Genomic DNA, 25,341 nt, shown 5'->3' with positions numbered 1-25,341 from the left:
AGACCCCCGTGAATCTGGACGACTTCTCCGACCTGATCGAACGCCCCGACGGCGGCGTACGGCGCGACGCCGAGGAACGCCGGGAGCGCATGGTCGTTCCCCCCGGCGCCCTCGGCCGCCTGGACGAGCTGGGCGAATGGCTCTCGGCCGCGCAGCAGGCCGTGCCGGTCAGGACGATCGAGCAGCCGCGCGTGGTGCTCTTCGCCGGTGATCACGGAGTGGCCGAGCTGGACGTCTCCGGGCGCGCGGCCGGTACCGCGCACGAGCTGGTGCGGGCCACGCTGGACGGCACGACGCCGCTCGCCGTGCTGGCCCGGCAGTTCTCCGTACCGGTGCGGATCGTCGACGCCGGGCTGGACTGCGATCCGGAACTGCTGCCCGAGTCGGTGGTGCGTCACCGGGTTCGGCGCGGCAGCGGCCGGATCGACGTCGAGGACGCGCTGACGGCCGAGGAGGCCGAGCGGGCGGTACGGCTCGGCATCGCGATCGCCGACGAGGAGGCCGACTCCGGCACCGACCTGGTGGTGCTCGGCGATCTGAGCGTGGGCGGCACGACGGCCGCGTCCACGCTGATCGCGGCGCTGTGCGGCACGGACGCCTCGGTGGTCACCGGGCGCGGCGGGGCGGGCATCGACGACCTGGCGTGGATGCGCAAGTGCGCGGCGATCCGGGACGCGCTGCGGCGGGCCCGGCCGGTCCTCGGCGACCAGCTGGAGCTGCTGGCCGCGGTGGGCGGGGCCGACCTCGCGGCGATGACCGGTTTCCTGCTCCAGTGCGCGGTGCGCCGGCTGCCGGTGATCCTGGACGGGGTGGTCTCCTCGGCCTGTGCGCTGGTGGGGCAGCGGGCCGCCTTCCGGGCCCCGGACTGGTGGCTGGCGGGCCAGGCGAGCGGCGAGCCGGCGCAGAGCAAGGCGCTGGACCGGATGGCGCTCAACCCATTGCTGGACCACGGCGTCATCGTGGGAGAAGGAAGTGGGGCATTGCTCGCACTCCCGCTCGTCCGGGCCGCGGCCGCGCTGGCGGCGGAACTGCCCGAGCGCGACCCCGGCGCCGACGAGAAGGACGGTGCCGACGAGGGGGCGGACGCGAGCGCCGCGTACGACGACGCGACCTGAAGCCCGCGGACCGGCTGTGCCGCGGCCGTGGAACACCGGCCGCAGCACGGCCCCATGCAATGCGATGCCCCATATGATCGCTTTTCATGGGAGAGGTCCGAATGGTCACCGAGGACTTCGGGCGAGCAGGTGCCCGGCCGCCGAGCACCGTCGGGTCCCGGCGCGCCGCCGCGTTCGCCATCTGGTACCTGCGCGTCGTCTCGTTCGTCAATTTCCTGAGCGCGGTCTGGGTCACCCTCGGCAATGACCTGCGCCGCCACAACACGGAGAACTACTTCACCCCGTACCTGCTCACCGCGGGCTTCTCCTCCGGCGTGGTCGCGCTCTTCCTGGCGGTCACCATGCGCCGCCGCAAGCGGGCCGCGTGGATCGCGAACCTGGTGGTGAGCGGGCTGCTGCTGGTCCTGTTCGCCCTGGTGATCACGTTCCCGGAGGTACGGCAGCATCCGCAGAACTGGATCTCGCTGGTGCTGACCGCCGTCTTCGTCGGGGCGCTGCTCGTCGGGCGGCGCGAGTTCTACGCGAAGGGCGACCGGTCCAACCCGAAGCTGGCGGCCCTCGTCGCGATCGGCGGGCTGCTGGTCACCTCGCTGCTCGCCGCGGGCCTGGTCACCCTCACCAACACCGCGCACGACGCCTACCGGGCGACCTTCCTGGACCGGTGGCGCTACGGCGCCCTGCGGCTGGTCTCGGTCGCCGACAACGACGTCGCCTTCCCCGGGATCACCACGCCCGGCTGGGTCGACGTCACCATCAACATCCTCTCCACGCTGCTGCTGATCGCCGTCGTCTACGTGGCGTTCCGCTCCCGCCGGGCGGTCGACCCGATCACTCCCGAGGACGAGTCCCGGCTGCGGGCCCTGCTCGACCGGCACGGCGAGCGCGACTCGCTGGGCTACTTCGCGCTGCGCCGGGAGAAGAGCGTCATCTGGTCCCCCACCGGGAAGGCCGCCGTCATGTACCGGGTGGTGGGCGGGGTCTCGCTCGCCTCCGGCGACCCCATCGGCGACCCCGAGGCGTGGCCCGGGGCGATCGGGCCGTGGCTGGCCGAGGCCCGCGAGCACGGCTGGATCCCGGCGGTGATGGGGGCGAGCGAGGAGGGCGGCACCGTCTACGCCCGGCACGGTCTCGACGCCCTGGAGCTGGGTGACGAGGCGATCGTGGAGACCGCCGAGTTCACCCTCGAAGGGCGGGCGATGCGCACCGTGCGCCAGGCGTACAACCGGGTGCGGCGCGCCGGGTACGAGGTGACCGTCCGCCGCCACGCCGACATCCCCGAACAGGAGATGGCCGAGTTGGTGCGGCGCGCCGACGACTGGCGCGACGGGGCGACCGAGCGCGGCTTCTCGATGGCGCTGGGCCGGCTCGGCGATCCGGCCGACGGGCAGTGCGTGATGCTCGAATGCCGCAACGCCCCGGCCGGGGAGGACGGCGGGCGGGGCGAGTTGCGGGCCGTGCTGAGCTTCGTCCCATGGGGGGCGAACGGTCTCTCGCTGGATCTGATGCGCCGTGACCGGGAGGCCGAGAACGGGCTGATGGAGTTCATGGTCATCGAACTCCTCCAGCGGGCGGAGAAGATCGGGATCGCCCAGGTCTCGCTGAACTTCGCGATGTTCCGGTCGGTCTTCGAGAGGAGCTCGCGACTCGGCGCGGGACCGGTGCTGCGGCTGTGGCGTTCCCTGCTCGGCTTCTTCTCGCGCTGGTGGCAGATCGAGTCGCTGTACCGCGCCAACGCCAAGTACCGGCCGATCTGGGAGCCGCGCTTCATGCTGTTCGAGAAGAGTTCCGACCTGCTGCGCATCGGTGTGGCGGCGGGGCGTGCCGAGGGGTTCCTGGAGGCGCCCGGTCTGCCCAAGTGGCTGCACCGCTCGCATCTCGGGACGCGTGGATGAGCCCCGGGGGCGCGCTGTGCGCCGCGGCCCGCCGCGAGTGGGGCCCGCTCCTGGCCGCGGTGCGCGAGGGGGTCGGCACCTCCTGGCCGCGGGCGGTGCCGTTGACGCTCGCCGCGGTCTGTCTGACGGCGCTGCTCCATGGGGTGCAGCAGCGGTCGTGGGGCCTCGGCGCGGTGCACGCCCTCGGGACGGTGCGGGCCGAGGACCCGTTGTGGGCGGCCCTGCTGCGCACCCCGCTGTCGTTGTTCGTGCCTGCGCCGGACCTGCCGGTGTGGGGGGCGCTGGCGCAGATCCTGGTGGTGTTCGGGGTCGCCGAGATCTGCCTGGGCCGGTGGCGCACCCTGCTGATCGCGTACGTGGCGACGCTGGCCGGGACGCTGTACGCGCGGATCGGTGTCGCGCTCGGCCCGAGCGGGCCGTTCGGGCTGCCCGCCTCCGACGCCCTGGTCGCCGACACGGGACCGTCGGCGGCGGTGGTCGGCCTCGCCGTGTACGTCTGCTGTGTGTACCGGGCCCGGTCGACCGGTTGTCTGGTGGTCGCGGCGATGGTGGTCGAGGTGCTCGTCAAGGACAACCTGGCGGGCAAGGAGCATCTGGCGGCGATCGCCGTGGTGCTCGTGCCGTGCGTCGGTACGACCCTCCGGGCCCGGCGGCGTCCGCGTCAGGACCTGCGTCCGGGGAGCGGTGTCCGGTCCGGTGCGCCGCCGATCAGGTCCTGAAACCTGCGTTGGGGGCCCACCCAGCGCACGTCGTGGCGGTAGGCGCGCAGCAGCGCGCGGGCGCGGGTGCGGTGGCGGTGCCGGTAGAAGCGCCGCGCCCACACCGAGGTCGGCCGGGCCAGCCGGACCGCCCCGATCAGCGCGACGAACGGGACGAGCGCGCCGACGACCGCGAGCCGCGCCTTGCCCTTGAAGAGGGCGATCAGCACGAAGCAGAAGTTGACGAGCAGGGTCAGGATCACGCCGAGTCGGCCCTGCTGCTCGTCGCTGCTCAGCTCGTTCACGCCCAGCGGCGAGAATCCGGCCAGGACCAGCAGCACCAGTGCGGCGGTGAGGACCACCACCTCCACGCTCTGCCGCCCCTCCTCGGTCCAGTACACGTCGTCGAGGTGGAGGATCAGGGCGAATTCGTCCAGCACCAGTCCCGCGCCCATGCCGAAGACCACCGCGCAGATCCCCGCCTCGACGCCGCGCCGGTCGGCGGCGACCGCACCGAACCCGCCGATCACGGTCAGCACCACGCCGGGGACGACGTGGTGGATGTGCATCCCGCCGGGCGCGATGTTGCGGAACGGCCCCTTTCCGGCCCGGATCATCCGGGTGACGAACCGGGTGACGGCGAAGGTGAGCACGAAGGCGGCCAGGGCGAGCAGCAGGGGCAGCTTCCCCGGCTCGACGATGTTCCGATCGAACCAGTGACCCATGCCACCCACTCCCGGTGTGCCGCTTCTGCGGTGTTCTGTCCAGTCATGGGCAATCTATCGGCCGGTCGCACCGATTAGCCTGCGCGCCGTGACCTCCCTGAACAGCCACGGCGTACGTTTCGCCTTCGGCACCCTGACGGTGCTTCCCGTCCGCGTCACCCGCTGGGACCGCGGGGCCGCCCGCGCCGGGATGCTGTGCGCGCCGCTCGCCGGTCTCGTCGTGGGGCTCGCCGCCGCGCTGCCCGGCGTCCTGTCGCTGCTGCTCGGCGCGGGTCCGCTGCTCGCCGCGGTCGTCTCGGCCGCCGTGCCCGCGGTGCTGACCCGGGGGCTGCATCTGGACGGTCTCGCGGACACCGCCGACGGTCTGGGCAGCGGCAGACCGGCGGACGACGCCCTGCGGATCATGAAGCAGTCGGACATCGGTCCGTTCGGTGTGATCACCCTGCTGTTCGTGCTGCTGGCCCAGGTCGCGGCCCTGTACGAACTGTACGGGCGGGGCTGGGCGCACGGCGCGGTGGCCGCGGCCGCGGCCGCGGTCGTCGCCCGGCTGGCGCTCACCCTGGCGTCCCGCCGGGGCGTGCCGCCGGCCCGGCCGGAGGGGCTGGGCGCGGCGGTGGCGTCCACGGTGCCGGTGGCGTCCACGGTGGCGGTCGGGGCGCTGGTGGTCGCGGGCTGCGCGGGGGCCGGTGCGCTCCTCGGCGGGTACGGGGCGCCGCACCACGCGCTGGCCGCGGCGGTCGCGCTCGGCGCCGCCGAACTCCTGTTGCGGCACTGCGTGCGGCGCTTCGGCGGGGTGACCGGCGATGTCTTCGGCGCCCTGGCGGAGACCGCGGCGACGGCGGCCCTGGTGGTCCTGGCGCTCGGCGGGGGCGGGGCGTAGGGCTGCGTCCTGACCGGGGGCAGAACCTTCGTCCGGACCGTGGACGGGGCCTTCGGCGGGGCCTGCCGATGTCCGGCCCGGTGCGCCGACGCCCCCGCGTCCGCGGACCGTCGTGCCCGCGGGGCCCCCGGACCGGTCGTCCGGGAGCGACGCCTTCACGCCATGACGGCCCGTGGGCGGCCCGCCGCCGTGATCCCTCAGCAAAGGCGCGCGTAGGCTCATTCCCGGCACATTGCGGCGGCGTCTACGATGCGCCGGGCACGGTCGGCCCACCCTTCGACCGACAACGAACTCAACGGAAGCGAGATTTCACCACCGTGACTGCTCTCACTCTCAGCACTGCCGGTGCGGCGACGCTGCGCGCCGACGCACTCGTCGTGGGCGTCGCCAAGGGCTCTGGCTCCAAGTCTGGGAACCTGGTCCTCGCACCGGGCGCCGAGGCCGTGGACAAGGCGTTCGACGGAAAGCTCGCCACCGTCCTGGAAGCCCTGGGCGCCGCGGGTGCCGAGGGCGAGGTGACCAAGCTCCCCGCGCCCGACGGCCTCAAGGTCCCGGTCGTCGTCGCGGTCGGACTCGGCTCCGTCCCGAAGAAGGACGGTGCGTACGACGCCGAGGCGCTGCGCCGGGCCGCCGGCTCCGCCGCCCGTGCCCTGGCCGGGTCGAAGAAGGCCGGTTTCGCACTGCCCCTCGCGTCCGTCGAGGACGCCGGGGCGATCGCCGAGGGCGCGCTGCTCGGCGCGTACGCCTTCACCGCGTACCAGGGCGGCGAGAACAAGCTCGCGCCCAAGGGCAAGAAGAACGGCAACGGCGCCAAGCTCCCGCTGGGCGAGGTCGCCCTGCTCGGCGGCAAGCCGCGCGACAAGGAGTTCAAGGCGGCCGTCGAGCGCGCCGCCGCGGTCGTCGAGGAGATCAACCGCGCCCGCGACCTGATCAACACCCCGCCGAACGACCTGTACCCCGAGTCCTTCGCCGCCGTGGCCACCGCCGCGGGCAAGGAGCACGGCATCAAGGTGCAGGTCCTCGACGAGAAGGCGCTCGTCAAGGGCGGCTTCGGCGGTCTGCTGGGCGTCGGCCAGGGCTCGGCCCACGGCCCGCGCCTGGTGAAGCTCGCCTACACGCACCCGAAGGCGGAGAAGACCCTGGCCCTGGTCGGCAAGGGCATCACCTACGACTCGGGCGGCATCTCGCTGAAGCCGGCCGGCCACAACGAGACGATGAAGTGCGACATGAGCGGTGCCGCCGCCGTGTTCGCGGCCGTCGTCGCCGCCGCCCGGCTGGGCCTCCAGGTCAACGTCACCGGCTGGCTGGCGCTCGCCGAGAACATGCCCTCGGGCAACGCCACCCGCCCCGGCGACGTGCTGCGCATGTACAGCGGCAAGACCGTCGAGGTCCTCAACACGGACGCCGAGGGCCGGCTCGTCCTCGCCGACGCGCTGACCCGGGCCTCCGAGGAGAAGCCGGACGCGATCGTCGACGTGGCGACCCTGACCGGCGCGATGGTGCTGGCGCTGGGCAACCGCACCTTCGGCATCATGGCGAACGACGACGCCTTCCGGACCTCGATCCACGAGATCGCCGAGGAGGTCGGCGAGGCGTCCTGGCCGATGCCGCTCCCCGCCGACCTGCGCAAGGGCATGGACTCCCCGACCGCCGACATCGCCAACATGGGCGAGCGGATGGGCGGCGGCCTGGTGGCCGGCCTGTTCCTGCAGGAGTTCGTGGGCGAGGGCATCGCCTGGGCGCACCTGGACATCGCGGGCCCGGCCTTCCACGAGGGCGCGCCGTACGGCTACACGCCGAAGGGCGGCACCGGTTCCGCGGTCCGTACGCTGGTCAGGCTGGCCGAGCGCACCGCCGCCGGCGACCTCGGCTGAGGTCGCGGGAGCGATGTACGGTACGGCCCCGGGCATACGTCCGGGGCCGTACGCGTTGCCTTCCACGGCGTCGCCGCACGGATCCGGCGGGGTTTCGCTCCGGATGAAACCGGCGTTCCCGCTCCGGCTCCCGGGGCGGCGCCGCCCGCCCGGAATCCCCCTCGCTCCCTACTTGGCGGTAACCCATCGGGACGGATGATCGTCCGCCCCGGACCCGGGCCCCGCGTCCCGCCGACCGTCAACAAGTGCGAAGATGGGTTCTCGGCAGGACAGGGCCCCCACCACAGGGCCGACACAACACAAAGCGGCCGAACACCAGCCGACCGGCCGGTCATCCCCCAGCGACGGGGCCCGGCGTACGGCGCACATGCATGGAGGACGTGACGTGGCGAACGACGCCAGCACCGTTTTCGACCTAGTGATCCTCGGCGGTGGTAGCGGCGGTTACGCCGCGGCCCTGCGCGGAGCGCAGCTGGGCCTGGACGTCGCTCTGATCGAGAAGGGCAAGGTCGGCGGCACCTGCCTGCACAACGGCTGCATCCCCACGAAGGCCCTGCTGCACGCGGGCGAGATCGCCGACCAGGCGCGCGAGTCCGAGCAGTTCGGTGTCAAGGCCACCTTCGAGGGCATCGACATCGAGGCCGTCCACAAGTACAAGGACGACGTGATCTCCGGCCTGTACAAGGGCCTGCAGGGACTCATCGCCTCGCGCAAGGTCACCTACATCGAGGGTGAGGGCAGGCTCTCCTCCCCCACCTCGGTGGACGTGAACGGCCAGCGCATCCAGGGCCGCCACGTGCTGCTCGCGACCGGCTCCGTGCCGAAGTCGCTGCCGGGCCTGGAGATCGACGGCAACCGCATCATCTCCTCGGACCACGCGCTGAAGCTGGACCGCGTCCCGAAGTCCGCGATCGTGCTGGGCGGCGGCGTCATCGGCGTCGAGTTCGCCTCGGCATGGACGTCCTTCGGCACCGAGGTCACGATCATCGAGGGCCTGAAGCACCTCGTCCCGGTCGAGGACGAGAACAGCTCGAAGCTTCTCGAGCGCGCCTTCCGCAAGCGCGGCATCAAGTTCAACCTCGGCACGTTCTTCCAGAGCGCCGAGTACACGCAGGACGGCGTCCGCGTGACCCTCGCCGACGGCAAGACCTTCGAGGCCGAGGTGCTGCTGGTCGCCATCGGCCGCGGCCCGGTCTCGCAGGGCCTGGGCTACGAGGAGGCCGGGGTCGCGATGGACCGCGGCTACGTCCTCGTCGACGAGTACATGCAGACCAACGTGCCGACCGTCTCGGCCGTGGGCGACCTGGTCCCGACGCTCCAGCTCGCGCACGTCGGCTTCGCGGAGGGCATCCTGGTCGCGGAGCGGCTGGCCGGTCTGAAGACCGTTCCGATCGACTACGACGGTGTCCCCCGGGTGACGTACTGCCACCCCGAGGTCGCCTCCGTGGGCATCACCGAGGCCAAGGCCAAGGAGCTCTACGGTGCGGACAAGGTCGTCGCCCTGAAGTACAACCTCGCGGGCAACGGCAAGAGCAAGATCCTCAAGACCGCGGGCGAGATCAAGCTCGTCCAGGTCAAGGACGGTGCCGTGGTCGGCGTCCACATGGTCGGTGACCGGATGGGCGAGCAGGTCGGCGAAGCCCAGCTGATCTACAACTGGGAGGCGCTGCCCGCCGAGGTCGCGCAGCTCATCCACGCCCACCCCACCCAGAACGAGGCGATGGGCGAGGCCCACCTGGCCCTGGCCGGGAAGCCCCTTCACTCCCACGACTGACCAGTCGACCGGGCGCGACGACCGACCCACTTCCGCACTTTCGTAAGGAGCAACCGAAACCATGTCGGTTTCCGTAACCCTTCCGGCGCTCGGTGAGAGCGTCACCGAGGGCACTGTCACCCGCTGGCTGAAGGCCGAGGGCGAGCGCGTCGAGGCCGACGAGCCGCTGCTCGAGGTCTCGACCGACAAGGTCGACACCGAGATCCCGGCTCCCGCCGCCGGCATCCTGGCCGCCATCAAGGTCGCCGAGGACGAGACCGTCGAGGTCGGCGCCGAGCTGGCCGTCATCGACGACGGCACGGGTGCGGCGCAGCCCGCCGCGGCTCCGGCCGCCGAGCCCGCAGCCGCCCCGGCCCCGGCGCCCGCCGCCGAAGCCCCCGCCACTGCCCCGGCGCCCGCCGCCGAGGCTCCGGCCGCCGCACCGGCCGGTGGCGCCGCCGGTACCGATGTCGTCCTGCCGGCGCTCGGCGAGAGCGTCACCGAGGGCACCGTCACCCGCTGGCTGAAGGAGGTCGGCGAGGAGGTCACGGAGGACGAGCCCCTCCTGGAGGTCTCCACGGACAAGGTCGACACCGAGATCCCGGCCCCGGTCTCCGGCGTGCTGCTGGAGATCGTCGTCGCCGAGGACGAGACCGCCGAGGTCGGCGCCAAGCTCGCCGTCATCGGTGCCGCGGGTGCCGCTCCGGCGGCTGCCCCGGCTCCGGCCGCCCCCGCCCCCGCCGCCGCACCGGCCCCGGCCGCCCCGGCACCGGCCGCCGCTGCTCCGGCTCCGGCCGCTCCCGCGCCGGCTCCGGCCCCGGTGGCGCCCGCCGCCCCGGCTCCGGTGGCCCCGGCCGCCCCGGCGCCCGTCGCCGCCCCGGCCCCGGTCGCCCCGGCCGCGCCCTCCGGTGACGACGGCGCGTACGTCACGCCGCTGGTCCGCAAGCTCGCCGCCGAGAACGGCGTCGACCTGGGCACGGTCAAGGGCACCGGCGTCGGTGGCCGCATCCGCAAGCAGGACGTCGTCGCCGCCGCGGAGGCCGCCAGGGCCGCCGCCGCTGCTCCGGCCCCCGTCGCCCCGGCCGCCCCGGCGGCCTCGAAGGCGCCGAAGCTGGAGGCGTCCCCGCTGCGCGGTCAGACGGTCAAGATGACCCGCATGCGCAAGGTCATCGGCGACAACATGATGAAGGCGCTGCACTCGCAGGCCCAGCTGACCTCGGTCGTCGAGGTCGACGTCACCAAGCTGATGAAGCTGCGCGCCCGTGCCAAGGACGCGTTCGCGGCCCGCGAGGGCGTCAAGCTGTCCCCGATGCCGTTCTACGTCAAGGCGGCGGCCCAGGCGCTGAAGGCCCACCCGGTCATCAACGCCCGGATCAACGAGGACGAGGGCACCATCACGTACTTCGACTCGGAGAACATCGGCATCGCCGTGGACGCCGAGAAGGGTCTGATGACGCCGGTCATCAAGGGTGCGGGCGACCTGAACATCGCCGGCATCTCGAAGAAGACCGCCGAGCTGGCCGGCAAGGCCCGCGGTGGCGGCCTGACCCCGGACGACATGTCCGGTGCCACCTTCACCATCAGCAACACCGGTTCGCGCGGTGCGCTGTTCGACACCGTCATCGTGCCCCCGAACCAGGCAGCCATCCTGGGTATCGGTGCCACGGTCCGCCGCCCGGTGGTCGTCGACCACCCGGACCTCGGCGAGACGATCGCGGTGCGCGACATGACGTACCTGTCGCTCTCCTACGACCACCGTCTGGTGGACGGCGCGGACGCCGCCCGTTACCTGACCGCGGTCAAGGCGATCCTGGAGGCCGGTGAGTTCGAGGTCGAGCTCGGCCTCTGAGCACCACGGTTGTAACCAGCCTCACCAGCGGCGCCCCCGTCCGGACCTCTTCCGGGCGGGGGCGCCGCCGTATTGTCTAGACACACCGGTCGCCCCGGCAGCCGCGATGGTGCGGACAGCGCCACCCTGCCCCCGAAGGAGCCCCTCATGACCCCGCCCGTCGTCCACTCGCTGCGCGAACAGATCCGCGAGCACATCGTGGACGGGATCGTCAGCGGGCGCTGGAAGCCCGGTGAGCGGATCGTGGAGCGCCGGATCGCCACCGAGCTGGAGGTCAGCCAGACGCCGGTGCGCGAGGCCCTGCGGGAGCTGGAGACGCTCCGGCTGATCGAATCGGCGCCCAACAAGGGCGTACGGGTCCGCAACCTCACCGCGGCCGACCTGGAGGAGAGCTATCCGGTCCGGGCCGGTCTGGAGCAGATCGCGGCGGAACTGGCCGCTCCGGCCCTGGGCGAGGACTGCTCGCGCCTGACGCCCCACGTGACGGCCCTCTACGAGGCGGACCGGCTGGCCGACGGCGAGGCACAGGTGCGGCACACCGTGGCCTTCCACCGCGAGATGGTGCGGGCCGCCGGGAACGCCGTGCTGCTGCACACCTGGGAGGGGCTGGGCATCGAGGTGTTCACCGCCCTGTCGATCCGGTGGCTGGGCACCGTGCAGAAGTCGTACGCGGAGGAGCACGAGGCGCTCATCGAGGCGTTCCTGCGGAAGGACCCGGACATCGGCGTGCTGGCGAAGGCCCACGTGCTCGGCTGCGCCCCGCGCGCCTGAGCTCCCGAGGGGGCCGGGCGGCACCCGGACGGGCCGCTCCACCAAGTCCCTTCAGCGCCTCCCGGGGCCCGCGCCGGAGCCTCCCGGCCCCCTTCGAGTACGTCGGCGAGTGGGCCGGGAAGTACGTCGGGAGGGCGTACGCATCTGTCGCGAGGGGCGCTCTTCCGTGCAGGTGGGCACCCCTTTTGCACGCTAAATCCCGTCACTCCGTGCCCCGTTTCGAGGCACCGAATGCCAATTTCTTCATATCGAGAAGTTTTGCCCTTCATCCTTTGATCGATCATCGATCGGCCCCTTACAGTTCACTCCGCGGGCCCACCGGCCCCATCGCCCTGTCCTGCCAGTCAGGGCCTTCTCCACCCCCCTCCACTCCGGAAGGCGGCGATCATGACCGACCCCGTAGGAAAGCTTCCGAGCGAGCTCGATCAGCTCCCGGACCGTGACCCCGAGGAGACCGCCGAATGGGCGGCCTCCCTGGACGCCGTCACCAAGGCCGCGGGCCCGCACCGCGCCGCGTACCTGATGCGGCGTTCGCTGGAGCACGCCGAGGGCGCCGGTCTCGCGCTGCCCAAGCTGCTGGAGACCGATTACGTCAACTCCATCCCGACCGCCGCCGAGCCGGCGTTCGACGGCGACCTGGAGATGGAGTCCCGGATCACCGCCTGGAACCGCTGGAACGCGGCCGCGATGGTCACCCGCGGTTCCCGCTTCGGCGTCGGCGGCCACATCGCCACCTTCGCCTCGGCGGCCTGGCTGTACGAGACCGGCTTCAACCACTTCTTCCGCGGCAAGGAGGGGGACGGCTCCGGCGACCAGCTCTACGTCCAGGGCCACGCCTCCCCCGGCATCTACGCCCGCGCCTTCCTCGACGGGCGCCTCGACGAGCGGCAGCTCGACAACTTCCGCCAGGAGGCGGGCGGCGACGGCCTGCCGTCCTACCCGCACCCGCGGCGGCTGCCCTGGCTGTGGGAGTTCCCCACCGTTTCGATGGGCCTCGGCCCGCTGTCGGCGATCTACCAGGCGCGCTTCAACCGCTACCTCGCCAACCGCAACATCAAGGACACGTCGAACTCGCACGTCTGGGCCTTCCTCGGCGACGGCGAGATGGACGAGCCCGAGTCGACCGCCGCCCTCGCGCTGGCGGCCCGCGAGGGTCTCGACAACCTGACCTTCGTCATCAACTGCAACCTCCAGCGCCTCGACGGACCGGTCCGCGCCAACTTCCGCGTGGTCCAGGAGCTGGAGGGCGCGTTCCGCGGAGCCGGCTGGAACGTCGTCAAGACGCTCTGGGGCAACGCCTGGGACGAGCTGTTCCGGCTGGACACCACCGGTGCGCTGGTCCGCCGGCTCCGGGAGGTCCCGGACGCGCAGTTCCAGACGTACGCCACCCGCGACGTCGCGTACATCCGCGAGCACTTCTTCGGCGCCGAGCCCGCGCTCGTCGAGCTGGCGAAGCTGCTCACCGACGCGAAGATCGCCGAGTGCTTCTACACCTCGCGCGGCGGCCACGAGGCCCGCAAGGTGTACGCGGCGTACAAGGCTGCCCTGGCGCACAAGGGCGCGCCGACCGTGATCCTCGCGCAGACGGTGAAGGGCTTCACCCTGGGCAAGGGCTTCGAGTCCAAGAACGCCAACCACCAGATGAAGAAGCTGTCGGTGGACGAGTTCAAGGACATGCGCGAACTGCTCGGCCTCCCGATCCCGGACAGCGCGTTCGCCGACGGCATGGTGCCCTACGGCCACCCCGGCGCGGACTCCCCCGAGGTCCGTTACCTCCAGGAGCGCCGGGCCGCGCTCGGCGGTCCCGCCCCGGCCCGCCGGGTGCACGCGGTGGCGCTGCCCGAGCCCGAGGAGCGCGCGTTCAAGGCCCTGTACAAGGGGTCCGGCAAGCAGGAGATGGCCACCACCATGGCGTTCGTCCGCCTGGTGAAGGACCTGATGCGGGACAAGCAGACCGGCAGGCGATGGGTGCCGATCGTCCCCGACGAGGCCCGTACCTTCGGCATGGAGTCGCTGTTCCCGTCGGCCGGCATCTACTCGCCGCTGGGCCAGACGTACGAGCCGGTCGACCGCGACCAGCTGATGTACTACAAGGAGGCCAAGGACGGCCAGATCCTCAACGAGGGGATCACCGAGGCCGGGGCCATGGCCGACTTCATCGCCGCCGCCACGTCGTACGCGACGCACGGCGAGACGATGATCCCCTTCTACATCTTCTACTCGATGTTCGGCTGGCAGCGGACCGGCGACCAGATGTGGCAGCTCGCCGACCAGCTCGGCAAGGGCTTCATCGTCGGCGCCACGGCGGGCCGCACGACGCTGACGGGCGAGGGCCTCCAGCACGCGGACGGCCACTCGCACCTGATCGCGGCCACGAACCCGGCCTCGCTCAACTACGACCCGGCGTTCGCGTACGAGATCGCGGTGATCGTCAAGGACGGTCTGCGCCGGATGTACGGCCCCGAGGCCGAGGACGTCTTCTACTACCTGACGGTCTACAACGAGCCGAAGCCGCAGCCCGCGATGCCGGAGGGCGTCGAGGAGGGCATCGTCAAGGGCCTCTACCGCTTCAAGGAGGGCGTGGCGGCGTCCGCGGACGCGCCGCGCGTCCAGCTGCTGGCCTCCGGAACGGCGATCCACTGGGCCCTGGAGGCGCAGGAGTTGCTGTCCTCGGACTGGGGCGTGACGGCCGACGTCTGGTCCGCCACGTCCTGGGGCGAGCTGCGCCGCGAGGCGCTGGAGTGCGACGAGGCGCTGCTCCGCGGCGAGCAGCGGGTGCCGTACGTGACGCGGGCGCTGGAGGGTGCCCCCGGTCCGGTCCTCGCGGTCAGCGACTGGATGCGTCAGGTTCCGGACCAGATCAGTCAGTGGGTGGAGCAGGACTGGTCCTCGCTCGGCACGGACGGCTTCGGTCTGTCGGACACCCGTGACGCGGCCCGCCGCCACTTCGGCGTGGACGCGCGGTCGATCACGGTCGCGGCCCTGGCCCAGCTGGCCCGCCGCGGCGAGGTGACCGCGTCCGCGGTCAAGGAGGCCCGGGAACGCTACGGGCTCTGAGGCGACGCGGTGGCCGGGCCCGTCCCGGCCACCGCTCGCGGCCGTCGGCCCGCCGCGTCCTCCGTCCCCGGTCGGGGTGGGGACGGGCCGGGCCGACGGCCACAATGGGCCGCATGCGTGCCGCCCGCCTCATCAAAATGGTGCTGCTCCTGCAGTCCCGCACCGCCATGACCGCCGCCGAACTCGCCCGTGAGCTGGAGGTGTCCGAGCGGACCGTCACCCGCGACGCGCAGGCGCTGTCCGAGGCGGGCATTCCGGTGTACGCGGACCGCGGCCGGGCCGGGGGCTACCGCCTGATCGGCGGGTACCGCGCCCTCCCCCACAGCCTCAAGGGCATGGGAGGCGCCCCCCTCACCGGCCTCGCCCGCACCGAGGCCGAGGCGCTCTTCCTCTCCGGGCTGCCGTCCGCCCTGCGCGACATGGGGCTGGAGGACGCCGCGTCCGCCGCCCGGCTCAAGGTGTCGGCGGCCCTGCTCCCCTCGTTGCGGGACGCCTCCGACAGCGCCGCCCGGCGCTTCCACCTGGACGCTCCCGGCTGGTACCAGGAGCCGGTCACCCCCGAACTTCTGCCGGCCCTCGCCGAGGCTGTCTGGGACGACCGGCTCGTCCGGGCCCGCTACCGCCGCCGGGACGGCGAAGTGGAGCGGGAGATGGCACCGTACGGCCTGGTGCTGAAGGCGGGGGTCTGGTACCTCTGCGCCCGGGTCGCGGACGACTTCCGGGTGTACCGGATCGACCGGTTCTCGGCCGTCGAGGTGTCGGACGGGCGGTTCGACCGCGACGAACGGTTCGACCTGCCGAGCTTCTGGGACGAACGGGCCGCCCAGTTCGCCCGGTCGCTGCTGCGCACCGAGGTGACGGTGCGGCTGTCGCCGGAGGGGGTACGCCGACTGCCGTACACGATGGACCGTTCGGCGGTCCGGGAGGCACTGGACGCGGCCGGTCCGGCCGATGCCGAGGGGTGGCTCACGATCACCCTGGCGGTCGAGTCCCTGGAGGTGGCCTACGGCCAACTGCTGTACCTGGGGCCGGAGTCGGAGGTTCTGGAACCGGCCGCCCTGCGGGACCGTTTCACCGCGGCGGCCGAGCGGCTGCGCGATCTCTACCGCTGAGGGCCGCCGGGGTCCGCCGGGGGCCGGGGCCGCCGAGGGCCGCCCGACGGGCCCTGCGGGCTCCCCTCCCCCGCGTCCGCGTGCGTCGTCCACCGCCAGGGCCGATGCTTGACCCGTGATGGACGAGACGGAGTTCTGGGAGATCGTCGACAGTACCCGCGAGGCCGCCGAGGGCGATCCCGAGGACCAGGCCGACCTGCTCGTCGAACGGCTGGTGCGGCTCGATCCCGACGCGGTGCTGGACTTCGCCCGGCACTTCGAGGCCCGTTACAACCGCGCCTACCGCTGGGATCTGTGGGGCGCCGCCGCCGTGCTGCTGGGCGGCGCGAGCGACGACGCCTTCGACTTCTTCCGCTGCTGGCTGATCGGACAGGGCCGGGAGGTCTTCGAGGGGGCGCTGCACGACCCGGACGCCCTCGCCGAGCTCCTCGACGACTTCGACGAGGAGCTCGACGGGGACGGCGAGGACCTCGGTTATGCCGCCGACGAGGCGTACGAGCAGCTCACCGGCGCGGTCGCCCCGGAGCTCGGTCTGCCGCCCCAGGCCGCGGAGCCGGAGGGCACTCCGGTCGACTTCGAGAACGACGCCTCGCTGGCGGAGCGCTTCCCCTCGCTCTGGGAACGGTTCGGGCCGCGCTGAACGGGCCCCGTCACCGCGTCGCGGACGACGGGGCCCGCCGCTCCGTCAGAAGTGGGTTCCGCCGTCGATCCGGATCTCCGTGCCGGTGATGAACGCGCCGTCCTCGGAGCCGAGCATCGCGACGACGCCCGCGACGGTGTCCGGGCTGGCGAAGCCCGCGCCGAGCGCCGGGGCCAGCTTCGCGAAGAGCGACATGTCGGCGTCGGCGGGCAGCCCCGGGCCGGTGCCGCTGGTCATGTCGGAGGAGATCGAGCCGGGGGCGACGGCCACGACCCGCAGCCCCTGCTTGCTGTACTCGCTCGCCAGCGCGTGCGTCATGGACTGGATGCCGCCCTTGCTCGCCGCGTACGCCGACATGTAGGGGTGCGCGAAGCTCGCCGAGGTGGACGAGAAGTTCACGACGACCGGGGCGTTTCCGGCCAGCAGGGCCGGGATCGACTCGCGGATCATCAGGAACGTCCCGGTGAGGTTGATCGCGATGATCTTGTTGAAGAACTCAAGCGAGGTCTTGTGCGTGTGCTCGGAGCGCAGGATCCCGGCCGCGTTGACCAGGACGTCGAGGCCGCCGAGGGTCTGCAGGGCGGAGGCGACGCCCGCCCGGACCGCGGCCTCGTCCGAGATGTCGAGGACCAGGGTCGTCAGGCGCGCTTCGGTGCCGTTCGCCACCGCCGTCGCGTGCGTCGCCGCCAGGCCCGCCTCGTTGACGTCGGCGGCGACGACCCGGCCGCCCTCGGCGAGCACGCGGTGGACGGTGGCCCGGCCGATGCCGGAGCCACCACCGGTGACGAGTACACGGCGACCTTCGTAGCGGTTCATCTCTGATCTCTCCCGATCCGTACGTGCCTGTCGGGACGGCCCCATAGCCACCCGACCGATGTCCACCGTACGCCTGAGTGGCACGTTTTGCCACAGCGGCATTTCGCGCACACCTCTCGGTCGGCACAGTGATCGCCGGGGTAGTCTCCTGTCGATGAGCACCGAGCCGAGCCACCCCTCCCTCACCGAGCGCCGCAAGGCCGCGACCCAGCTGGAGATCGCGCGGGCCGCCGCGGCCCTGTTCGCCGAGCACGGCCCCGACGGCACCACGGCGGAGGACATCGCCCGCCGGGCGGGCGTGGCGCTGCGCACCTTCTACCGGTACTTCCGCTCCAAGCAGGACGCGGTGGGCCCGCTGCTCTCCGGGGGCGCCGAGCGCTGGCGGGCGCTGCTGGAGGCGGCCGAGCCCGGGGACGAGGTGGTCGCGACCCTGGAGCAGGCGGTCGTCGAGGCGCTCCGGGCGCCGGACGCGCACGCCGCCGAGCAGCTCGGCTGGACGCGCGGGCTGCTGCGGGCCGCGGAGGAGGACCCGGCCCTGCGGGCCGTCTGGTACCGGGTCAATCAGGATTCGGAGGAACGGCTGCTGCCGGTGCTGGCCCGGCTCATGGCCTGCGGCAGGGACCCGCTGGAGGTCCGGCTCGCCGCGGCCGCCGCCACGGCCGCGGTGCGGGTGGCGCTGGAGACCTGGGCGCGGACGGACGCGCCGACGAGTGGGCCCGGCTCCCCCGCCGAGCTCGCGGTGCGCTGCCTGCACGAACTCATGGGCGGGATGCGGGTGTTCACGGACCGGCCGGGTGAGGACCGGCCGGGATCGGGCGGCTGACGGAGGGTCACGGGGCGAGCGAACGCCCCATCATGACGTCGTCGACGTACCGTCCGTTCAGGAAGAACTCGCCGTGCAGCACGCCCTCGACGACGAAGCCCTCCGACTCGTACAGGGCACGCGCGGGCGTGTTGTGGCCCAGCACCCGCAGGGTCATCCGGTTCGCCCCCGCGGCGCGTGCCGTCGCGAACGCGGCCCGCAGCAGCGCCCTGGCGACGCCCTTGCCGCGCGCCCGGTCGGCCACGGCGAGGCCCTGTATCTGCCGGACGTGCGTGTTGCAGGGCAGCGGGGTCGGCGGAACCAGCCGGAGGTAGCCGACGGGGCCCGGCTCGCCCGCCGCCTCGGCCACCAGGAAGTCCTCGGGCCGGTGGTGGTCGTCGAAGAAGGGCGCGTACGGCGGCTGCGGCTTCGGCATCACGGCGTGCATCGTCGACCAGGTGGCGCGGTCGAGTTCGGCGAGAGCGGCCTCGTCGGAGGAGACCGCCGGGCGGATCGAGTACCCGTGGCTCCCGGATGCGGGCGGGTGGTTCTCGGACGTGTGCGTGTGGTTCTCGGGCATGCGCGCCACTGTGCCACGCCGTGCCCCGCCCGGTCAGCCGGGATTCTTCGCCCGCCCGTCCGCCACCTGCCCCTCCGCCACCCGGCGCCCGGCGGCGCGCGGGCCGTACGGGAGCCGTTGGCCCGGTCGCCGGCGCGCGCCGGAGCCGCTGCGGCAGGATGGACCCATGCTGCACTCCCGTATCGCTGTCACCGGAGCATCCGGACTCATCGGAGCGGCGCTGGTGCGCTCGCTGCGGGCCGACGGGCACGAGGTGGTACGCCTCGTGCGGCGCCCGGCGCGGACCGGCGACGAGGTGGAGTGGGACCCCGGACGCGGATACGTCGACGTGGCGGGCCTGGTGGGCTGCGACGCCGTCGTCCACCTCGCCGGGGCCGGGGTCGGCGACCACCGCTGGACCGCCGCGTACAAGCGGGAGATCCGGGACAGCCGGGTGCTCGGGACGGCGGCGATCGCCGAGGCGGTCGCCTCGCTGGACACGCCCCCGAAGGTGCTGCTGTCCGGGTCGGCCATCGGCTACTACGGCGACACCGGGGACCGCGCCGTCGACGAGAGCGCCCCGGCCGGCGAAGGATTCCTGTCGTCCGTCTGCGTGGAGTGGGAGGCGGCCACGGCCGCCGCCCAGGAGGCGGGCGTACGGACGGTGCACGCGCGCACCGGTCTGGTCGTCGCCCGCGAGGGCGGGGCCTGGGGCCGGCTCTTCCCGCTGTTCCGCGCGGGACTCGGCGGCCGGCTGGGCAACGGGCGCCAGTACTGGAGCTTCATCTCGCTGCACGACGAGGTCGCGGCCCTGCGCCACATCCTCGACACCGAGTCGCTGTCGGGTCCGGTGAATCTGACCGGGCCGGACCCCGTCACCAACGGCGAGGTGACGGCCGCGATGGGGCGGGTGCTGCACCGCCCCACGCTCTTCACCGCCCCGGCCCCGGCCCTGCGGATCGCCCTGGGGGACTTCGCCGAGGACGTGCTGGGCAGTCAGCGGGTGCTGCCGGGCCGGTTGCTGGACTCGGGCTTCGCGTTCGCCTTCCCGGGCATCGACGCGGCGATCCGCGCGGCGCTGCGCTGAACGCGCCGACGCCGCGGCGGAACAGGGCACCGGGCACGTCGACGGCACCGCGCCCGACACACCGGCGACGCACCGGGAACGCACCGGCGCACGCCGGGCCGCGCACCCCGCGCGTCCCCGGCCTACGCGCCTTGCGCGGAATCGGACGCGGATGCGACCCCGTGCAACGGTGCCCCGGGTGCGCGCGACTTCGACCCTGGCGGCGGCCCTCCTAGCCTCCTTGCGAACTCGGGCATTCCGGGGGCCTGTCGGGGGCAAGAGCCTCCCAGTAGTTGCGCCGACTCGGGGAGGGGCACGTGCTCAGCTCGGCACATCACGCGGACGTCGTCATCATCGGGGCCGGGATCGCCGGCCTGTCAGCCGCCCACCGCCTGACCGGCGCGGGGGTGAGTGTCAGTGTTCTGGAAGCCGGTCCCCGGGTCGGCGGCCGGATGGCCACGGCCGAGCTGGACGGCTTCCGGCTCGACCACATCGGCCCGCTTCTCAGTACCTCCTGCCCGGAGTTGCGCACGACGCCCGGCCTGGAGGGGCTGGTGCTGCGCACCTTCGCGCCGGGGGTCCTCGTACACAGCGAGGGCCGTCAGTACCGGACCGGCGACGCACGGGGCGCGCGGGGCGCATTAAAGGCGGCGCGCGCCCTCGCAAGCGCCCCCAGGCCGCCGATGGGCGGGCCGATCGACCAGGCCCGGCTGGGTGCCGCGCTCTCCCGGCTCGCCGCCACTCCGACCGCCCGCATCCTCGCCCGGCCCGAACAGACGGCGCTCGCCGCCCTGTCCCACCGTGGCCTGCCCTCCCGCACGGTCAACGGCTTCCTCCGCCCGCTGCTCTCCGCGCTGCTCGGCGACCCCGGCCTCAGCACGTCCAGCCGGTGCGCCGATCTCGCCCTGCGCGGCTACGCGCGCGGCCGGCTCTGCGTGCCCGAGGGCGGCTCGGGCACCCTGCCCGACCTGCTCGCGGCCTCGCTGCCGCCCGGCACCGTGCGTACGGGCGTGCATGTCACGGCCGCCGACATCACCTCGGTCCGCACCAAGGAGCACGGTGAACTGGGTTGCCGTTCACTGCTGTTGGCGACCGGCGCCGGGGCCGCCGCCGAGCTGCTGCCGGGGCTGCGGATGCCGTCCTTCCACCCGGTGACGGTCCTTCACCACACCGCCCCCGTCGCCCCATCGGCCGGCACCTCGCTACTGCTGGACGCCGACCGCTCGGGGCCGGTCGCGCACACCGCGGTGATGAGTGCGGTCGATCCCTCGCGCGCGCCCCGCGGCCGGACGCTGATCAGCTCGACGGTCCTCGGCACCCCGCCGTCCGACCTGGACCGCACCGTCCGCGCCCATCTCGCCGCGCTGTACGGCACCCCCACCGACGACTGGGAGCTGCTGGCCTCCCACCACGATCCCGAGGCGATACCCGCGATGCCCGCCCCGCACGACCCGCGCCGCCCGGTCCGGTTGCTCGACGGTCTGTACGTGTGCGGCGACCACCGCGACACCAGCTCGGTCCAGGGCGCCCTGCTCTCGGGCCGCCGCGCGGCCGATGCGATCCTCACCGACCTGGGCGTACGGCCGGGGCACGGCAGCGGAACGGGACTGCCCGAAGCCGCGTAGACCGGGGCGTCGAACCACCCGGGACCGCGTGGGCCGGGGCGTCGAGCCGTCGAACCGCCCGGGGCCGCGGGGAAGGGTGTCCGGGGCGCGTCCGACGGAGGCGGTCGTTCGCCCCCGGGGCTCGGTGCCGGGTTCCGGCACCGCCAGGGCTCACCCCAGCGCGGCGACCCGTTCGCGGTAGTTCCGTACGGCGGCCGCGTCCCGGTACGGCTCCAGGCGGCGCTCGAAGTCCCGTACGTACTCCGTCGCCCGCACCGACCGCATCTCCGCGGCCTGTTGGGCGGCCTCGGCGCCGAGCGCGCACGCCTGGTCCAGTTCACCGAGCCCGAGCCGTGCGGAGGCCAGCACCACCCGGCAGAAGAGCCTGCTGCGGGCGTACGCCGGGGAGCGCAGCTGGAGCGAGCGCTCCGCGTGCTGGGCCGCGGCCCGGTGCTGCTGCAGATCGCGGTGGCAGTGGCCGAACTCGTCGGCGAGCTGGGCCTCGTCGAAGTACCGCGCCCAGTGCGGCACCTCGTCCCCGGGCCGGGCGGTCTCCAGCGCGCGCTCCGCCCTCGCCAGCGAGGCGGTGCAGGCCCTGGCCTCGCCGAGCACTCCGTGGGCGCGTGCCTCGACGGCGTGCAGCAGGGCCTGGACGACGGGCGGCGCCGACGAGCCGATGCCCTGCTGGGCCACCCGGGCCAGCTGTACGGCCTCCCTGCCGTGTCCGAGGTAGACCGCCTGTCGGCTCATGGTCATCAGGACGTAGCTGCCGTACGCGCGGTCGCCCGCGGCCTGGGCGAGCCGCAGGGCCTGGACGAAGTACCGCTGGGCCAGGCCGTGGGCCGCGATGTCGTAGGAGGTCCAGCCGGCCAGCCGGGTCAGGTCGGCGGCGGCGGAGAAGAGTCGGCGCCCGGTGGCCTCCCCGTACCTGCCGCGGAGCATCGGCTCCGCCTCGTGTTCCAGGTAACGGACGAGTGCCTGCCGGGCGTGGCCGCCGCCGTAGGTGTTGTCGAGGGCGCGGAAGAGCTCGCCGACCGAGCGCAGGGCGGCGACGTCGCCGCTGCCGACGCGCTGGCCGGGGCCGCGTTCGGTCTGCCGCTGGCGGGGGAAGCCGAGGGCGTCCGGCAGTCCGGAGACCGTTGGCGGCGTGGGCGCTCCCGGGGGTGCGGACGGACCGGAGGGCCTGGACGGCACGGGGCCGCGGGGGCCGCCCCGGCCGGGACCGGGCGCCACTGCTCCGCCGGGGGCGTACGGACCGCGCGCCCCCGGCACTCCGGGTGCGCCTCCGGGGCCGCCGGGGCGCGCGGAACCGACCGGTTCGACGGTGCCCACCGTCCCGGCCGTCCCATGGGCACCACCGGCCCCGTCGTGCGCCGGGGACACGGGTTCATTCCCCCGTCCCACCCATTCGTCGGCCCGTCCGATCAGCCAGTCCCTGCTGGGCACGACGAGTCCGGCGGGGGTGAAGGCGATCTTGCGCAGCTCCGCGTTGCTGCCCGAGTCCTTCCGCCACAGCCCGCTGACGATGTCGACCGCCTCCGCGGGCGTGGCCGCGAACTCCAGGCCGGCGTAGACGGGGGCGCACGCGTCGAGGCCCAGGTCCTGTGCGGAGAGGCGGCGGCCGAGCCGCCGGGTGAAGACCTCGGCGATCAGCGCGGGGGTGGTGCCGCGGGGCTGCTGGCCGCGCAGCCAGCGGGTCACGGAAGTTTTGTCGTACCGCAGGTCGAGGCCGTGTTCGAGGCCGAGTTGGTCCACCCTGCGGGCGAGGCCGGCGTTGGAGAAACCGGCCTCGGTGATGAGCGAGGCGAGTCGGCGGTTGGGGGTGCGCTGTGGAGGTCGTTCCGACATCAGCTGTGCGGTCTCCTGCCTTCGGGGCCGGGCGGGCAGCCCTTATGGAACGGCGCGAATTTAGCGGCCCCCGTGCCAGTTACAGCTACCTACGCTTCACTTTCATCCGATCGTGTGAGGATTGAGGGTGGCGCTGACGGGTAGGACCTGCCGGGCCTCCGCCCCGGGGCCGGTCGTACAGTGGCCAGGGGCGTGATCCAGTGCATGGTGGCGCGGTTCCGGGCACCTCCCGGCTCCCGGCACCGCGAGTAGGAGGGCATCTGTCGTGGCTGAGCTTCGGTTCGTCCGGCTGGGATTCGGCGAGGAAGCCGTCGACTACCAGGAGGCCTGGCAGAAGCAGCGCGAGGTGCACGCGGCCAGATTCGAGGACGCCGTCCCGGACACCTGTCTGCTGCTGGAACACCCGCCCGTGTACACCGCCGGGCGGCGCACGACCGACAGCGAGCGTCCGCTGGACGGCACCCCCGTCATCGACGTGGACCGCGGCGGCAAGATCACCTGGCACGGCCCCGGGCAGCTGGTCGGCTACCCGATCCAGAAGCTGCCCCGCCCGGTGGACGTCGTCGCGCACGTGCGCCGGCTGGAGGACGCGCTGATCCGCACCGCCGCCGATTTCGGCGTGGAGACCACCCGGGTGGAGGGCCGCAGCGGCGTCTGGGTGCTCGGCGACCCGGTCGAGGACCGTCCGGCGCTCGGCGGCCTCTCCCTCGACTTCGACCCGCGGCTCCAGGACGAGGAGTTCGACGCCCGGCTGAACGGCCCCGAGTACGCCCCGTCCAACGCCGGCCAGCGCCGCGAGGACCGCAAGCTGGCCGCGATCGGCATCCGGGTGGCCAAGGGCGTGACCATGCACGGCTTCTCGTTCAACGTGAACCCGGACAACACCTGGTTCGACCGGATCGTGCCCTGCGGCATCCGGGACGCGGGCGTCACCTCGCTCGCGTACGAGCTGGGCCGCGACATCACCATCGCGGAGGTGCTCCCGGTCGTCGAGAAGCACCTCCGGGACGTCCTGGAGAACGCGCACCTGGCGCCGCGCGTCGTCGAACGCCCGACGGATGCCGTGGCCACGGCATGACAGTCTGGAGGGCCGGCGGGGAATAGGACCTGTCGGCCACAGGTTGGCCAGACGTAAAGCCGTCTGAACCACGGGCGTACCCTGGTGTTCGCCGAAGAATCCAATGCAGTGAAAGCAAAGGGGAGTGCCGGAGTGTCCGCTGTCGCACCCGACGGGCGCAAGATGCTGCGCCTGGAGGTCCGGAACAGCCAGACCCCCATCGAGCGCAAGCCCGAGTGGATCAAGACCCGGGCGAAGATGGGCCCCGAGTACAACCAGCTGCAGAAGCTCGTGAAGAGCGAGGGTCTGCACACGGTGTGCCAGGAGGCCGGCTGCCCCAACATCTTCGAATGCTGGGAGGACCGCGAGGCGACCTTCCTCATCGGCGGTGACCAGTGCACCCGGCGTTGCGACTTCTGCCAGATCGACACGGGCAAGCCGCAGGCGCTGGACCGGGACGAGCCCCGCAGGGTCGGCGAGTCCGTCGTCACGATGGACCTGAACTACGCCACCATCACCGGCGTCGCCCGCGACGACCTGGAGGACGGCGGTGCCTGGCTGTACGCGGAGACCGTGCGCCAGATCCACGCGCTGACCGCACAGCGGGAGGCCGGCCGCACCAAGGTCGAGCTGCTGATCCCCGACTTCAACGCGGAGCCCGAGCAGCTCGCCGAGGTCTTCTCCTCGCGCCCCGAGGTGCTCGCGCACAACGTGGAGACGGTGCCGCGGATCTTCAAGCGGATCCGCCCCGGCTTCCGTTACGAGCGTTCCCTGGAGGTCATCACGCGGGCCCGCGAGGCCGGTCTGGTGACCAAGTCGAACCTGATCCTCGGCATGGGCGAGACCCGCGAGGAGGTCAGCGAGGCGCTCCAGGACCTGTACGACGCGGGGTGCGAGCTGATCACGATCACGCAGTACCTGCGCCCCTCCGTGCGCCACCACCCGGTCGAGCGCTGGGTGAAGCCGCAGGAGTTCGTGGAGCTGAAGGAGGAGGCCGACGAGATCGGCTACTCCGGCGTGATGTCCGGGCCGCTGGTCCGTTCCTCGTACCGCGCGGGACGCCTTTTCCAGCAGGCGGTCGAGCGCCGGGACGCCGCCGCCGCGGCGCCCGCCGTGTGAATCCGAGCACAAGAAGCTACCGAGCAGTAATAGCCGGTTCGTCGCGGCCCGTACGTTCCTCGCAGGTCGGGGACGCGTATGGGCCGCGTCGGCGTGCGCGGCGC

General features: G+C 73.0%; 20 protein-coding genes. 16 read left to right on the top strand and 4 right to left on the bottom strand.

From position 1 onward, the window contains the following. Positions 1-8: 8 nt before the first annotated feature. The 3 genes from cobT (at position 9) to ACWCXX_RS02335 (ending at position 3,726) form a co-directional block, all read left to right on the top strand. Positions 9-1,115 carry a nicotinate-nucleotide--dimethylbenzimidazole phosphoribosyltransferase gene (cobT, locus tag ACWCXX_RS02345; protein ID WP_451123390.1) on the top strand — a complete coding sequence of 369 codons (1,107 nt, stop codon included), beginning with the start codon at positions 9-11 and terminating at the stop codon, positions 1,113-1,115. Between the two features lie 86 nt (positions 1,116-1,201). Then, complete coding sequence (locus tag ACWCXX_RS02340) at positions 1,202-3,007, top strand: phosphatidylglycerol lysyltransferase domain-containing protein (RefSeq protein WP_451123388.1); 1,806 nt, start codon at positions 1,202-1,204, stop codon at positions 3,005-3,007. Further along, the gene (locus tag ACWCXX_RS02335; protein ID WP_451123386.1) at positions 3,004-3,726 is read left to right on the top strand and encodes a hypothetical protein; all 723 of its coding nucleotides are present in this window, start codon (positions 3,004-3,006) and stop codon (positions 3,724-3,726) included. Before ACWCXX_RS02340 ends, ACWCXX_RS02335 begins: the two co-directional genes overlap by 4 nt. Here the strand turns inward: ACWCXX_RS02335 and ACWCXX_RS02330 are convergent. After that, positions 3,669-4,430 (bottom strand): hypothetical protein, encoded by a 762-nt coding sequence (locus tag ACWCXX_RS02330; RefSeq protein WP_451123384.1) that lies wholly within the window; start codon positions 4,428-4,430, stop codon positions 3,669-3,671. The two genes, ACWCXX_RS02335 and ACWCXX_RS02330, sit on opposite strands and share 58 nt — an antisense overlap. 88 nt (positions 4,431-4,518) lie before the next feature. Here ACWCXX_RS02330 and cobS point away from each other — a divergent pair, with 88 nt between their 5' ends. The 8 genes from cobS (at position 4,519) to ACWCXX_RS02290 (ending at position 16,366) form a co-directional block, all read left to right on the top strand. Further along, the gene (gene cobS, locus ACWCXX_RS02325; RefSeq protein ID WP_451123382.1) at positions 4,519-5,310 is read left to right on the top strand and encodes an adenosylcobinamide-GDP ribazoletransferase; all 792 of its coding nucleotides are present in this window, start codon (positions 4,519-4,521) and stop codon (positions 5,308-5,310) included. Positions 5,311-5,627: 317 nt separating this feature from the next. Then, the gene (locus tag ACWCXX_RS02320; protein WP_451123380.1) at positions 5,628-7,184 is read left to right on the top strand and encodes a leucyl aminopeptidase; all 1,557 of its coding nucleotides are present in this window, start codon (positions 5,628-5,630) and stop codon (positions 7,182-7,184) included. Between the two features lie 385 nt (positions 7,185-7,569). Next, positions 7,570-8,958: a dihydrolipoyl dehydrogenase gene (gene lpdA / locus ACWCXX_RS02315; protein WP_451123378.1), complete on the top strand. Its 1,389-nt coding sequence runs from the start codon at positions 7,570-7,572 to the stop codon at positions 8,956-8,958. A 61-nt stretch (positions 8,959-9,019) separates the two neighbouring features. Continuing rightward, positions 9,020-10,786, top strand: coding sequence for a 2-oxoglutarate dehydrogenase, E2 component, dihydrolipoamide succinyltransferase (gene sucB / locus ACWCXX_RS02310; RefSeq protein ID WP_451123376.1), 1,767 nt, complete (start codon positions 9,020-9,022; stop codon positions 10,784-10,786). A gap of 147 nt (positions 10,787-10,933) precedes the next feature. After that, on the top strand, positions 10,934-11,557 hold the full coding sequence (locus ACWCXX_RS02305; protein WP_329813855.1) for a GntR family transcriptional regulator: 624 nt from the start codon (positions 10,934-10,936) through the stop codon (positions 11,555-11,557). Between the two features lie 387 nt (positions 11,558-11,944). Beyond that, positions 11,945-14,614: a pyruvate dehydrogenase (acetyl-transferring), homodimeric type gene (aceE, locus tag ACWCXX_RS02300; protein ID WP_451123374.1), complete on the top strand. Its 2,670-nt coding sequence runs from the start codon at positions 11,945-11,947 to the stop codon at positions 14,612-14,614. A gap of 113 nt (positions 14,615-14,727) precedes the next feature. Continuing rightward, positions 14,728-15,726, top strand: coding sequence for a helix-turn-helix transcriptional regulator (locus tag ACWCXX_RS02295; RefSeq protein ID WP_451123372.1), 999 nt, complete (start codon positions 14,728-14,730; stop codon positions 15,724-15,726). A 118-nt stretch (positions 15,727-15,844) separates the two neighbouring features. After that, positions 15,845-16,366 carry a DUF4240 domain-containing protein gene (locus ACWCXX_RS02290; RefSeq protein ID WP_451123574.1) on the top strand — a complete coding sequence of 174 codons (522 nt, stop codon included), beginning with the start codon at positions 15,845-15,847 and terminating at the stop codon, positions 16,364-16,366. 45 nt (positions 16,367-16,411) lie between these two features. Here ACWCXX_RS02290 and ACWCXX_RS02285 read toward each other — a convergent pair whose 3' ends face one another. Continuing rightward, complete coding sequence (locus tag ACWCXX_RS02285) at positions 16,412-17,182, bottom strand: SDR family NAD(P)-dependent oxidoreductase (protein WP_451123370.1); 771 nt, start codon at positions 17,180-17,182, stop codon at positions 16,412-16,414. Positions 17,183-17,336: 154 nt separating this feature from the next. Here ACWCXX_RS02285 and ACWCXX_RS02280 point away from each other — a divergent pair, with 154 nt between their 5' ends. Next, the gene (locus tag ACWCXX_RS02280; RefSeq protein WP_451123368.1) at positions 17,337-18,005 is read left to right on the top strand and encodes a TetR/AcrR family transcriptional regulator; all 669 of its coding nucleotides are present in this window, start codon (positions 17,337-17,339) and stop codon (positions 18,003-18,005) included. 7 nt (positions 18,006-18,012) lie between these two features. Here the strand turns inward: ACWCXX_RS02280 and ACWCXX_RS02275 are convergent, their stop codons facing one another. Further along, positions 18,013-18,564 carry an N-acetyltransferase family protein gene (locus tag ACWCXX_RS02275; protein WP_451123366.1) on the bottom strand — a complete coding sequence of 184 codons (552 nt, stop codon included), beginning with the start codon at positions 18,562-18,564 and terminating at the stop codon, positions 18,013-18,015. Positions 18,565-18,730: 166 nt separating this feature from the next. Here ACWCXX_RS02275 and ACWCXX_RS02270 point away from each other — a divergent pair, with 166 nt between their 5' ends. Both ACWCXX_RS02270 and ACWCXX_RS02265 read left to right on the top strand, forming a co-directional pair. Next, entirely contained in the window at positions 18,731-19,630 is a 900-nt protein-coding gene (locus tag ACWCXX_RS02270; protein ID WP_451123364.1) for a TIGR01777 family oxidoreductase, read from the top strand. A gap of 296 nt (positions 19,631-19,926) precedes the next feature. After that, positions 19,927-21,234: an FAD-dependent oxidoreductase gene (locus tag ACWCXX_RS02265; RefSeq protein ID WP_451123362.1), complete on the top strand. Its 1,308-nt coding sequence runs from the start codon at positions 19,927-19,929 to the stop codon at positions 21,232-21,234. Between the two features lie 150 nt (positions 21,235-21,384). Here ACWCXX_RS02265 and ACWCXX_RS02260 read toward each other — a convergent pair whose 3' ends face one another. Next, positions 21,385-23,061, bottom strand: a complete 1,677-nt coding sequence (locus tag ACWCXX_RS02260) for a regulator (protein WP_451123360.1) — start codon at positions 23,059-23,061, stop codon at positions 21,385-21,387. Between the two features lie 265 nt (positions 23,062-23,326). Here ACWCXX_RS02260 and lipB point away from each other — a divergent pair, with 265 nt between their 5' ends. Both lipB and lipA read left to right on the top strand, forming a co-directional pair. After that, positions 23,327-24,139: a lipoyl(octanoyl) transferase LipB gene (gene lipB / locus ACWCXX_RS02255; protein WP_451123358.1), complete on the top strand. Its 813-nt coding sequence runs from the start codon at positions 23,327-23,329 to the stop codon at positions 24,137-24,139. A gap of 132 nt (positions 24,140-24,271) precedes the next feature. Further along, the gene (lipA, locus tag ACWCXX_RS02250) at positions 24,272-25,237 is read left to right on the top strand and encodes a lipoyl synthase (protein ID WP_451123356.1); all 966 of its coding nucleotides are present in this window, start codon (positions 24,272-24,274) and stop codon (positions 25,235-25,237) included. Positions 25,238-25,341: the final 104 nt, after the last annotated feature.

It is taken from the genome of Streptomyces sp. NPDC001732 (assembly GCF_053596315.1).
This window is presented reverse-complemented; position numbering and strand designations above follow the sequence as displayed.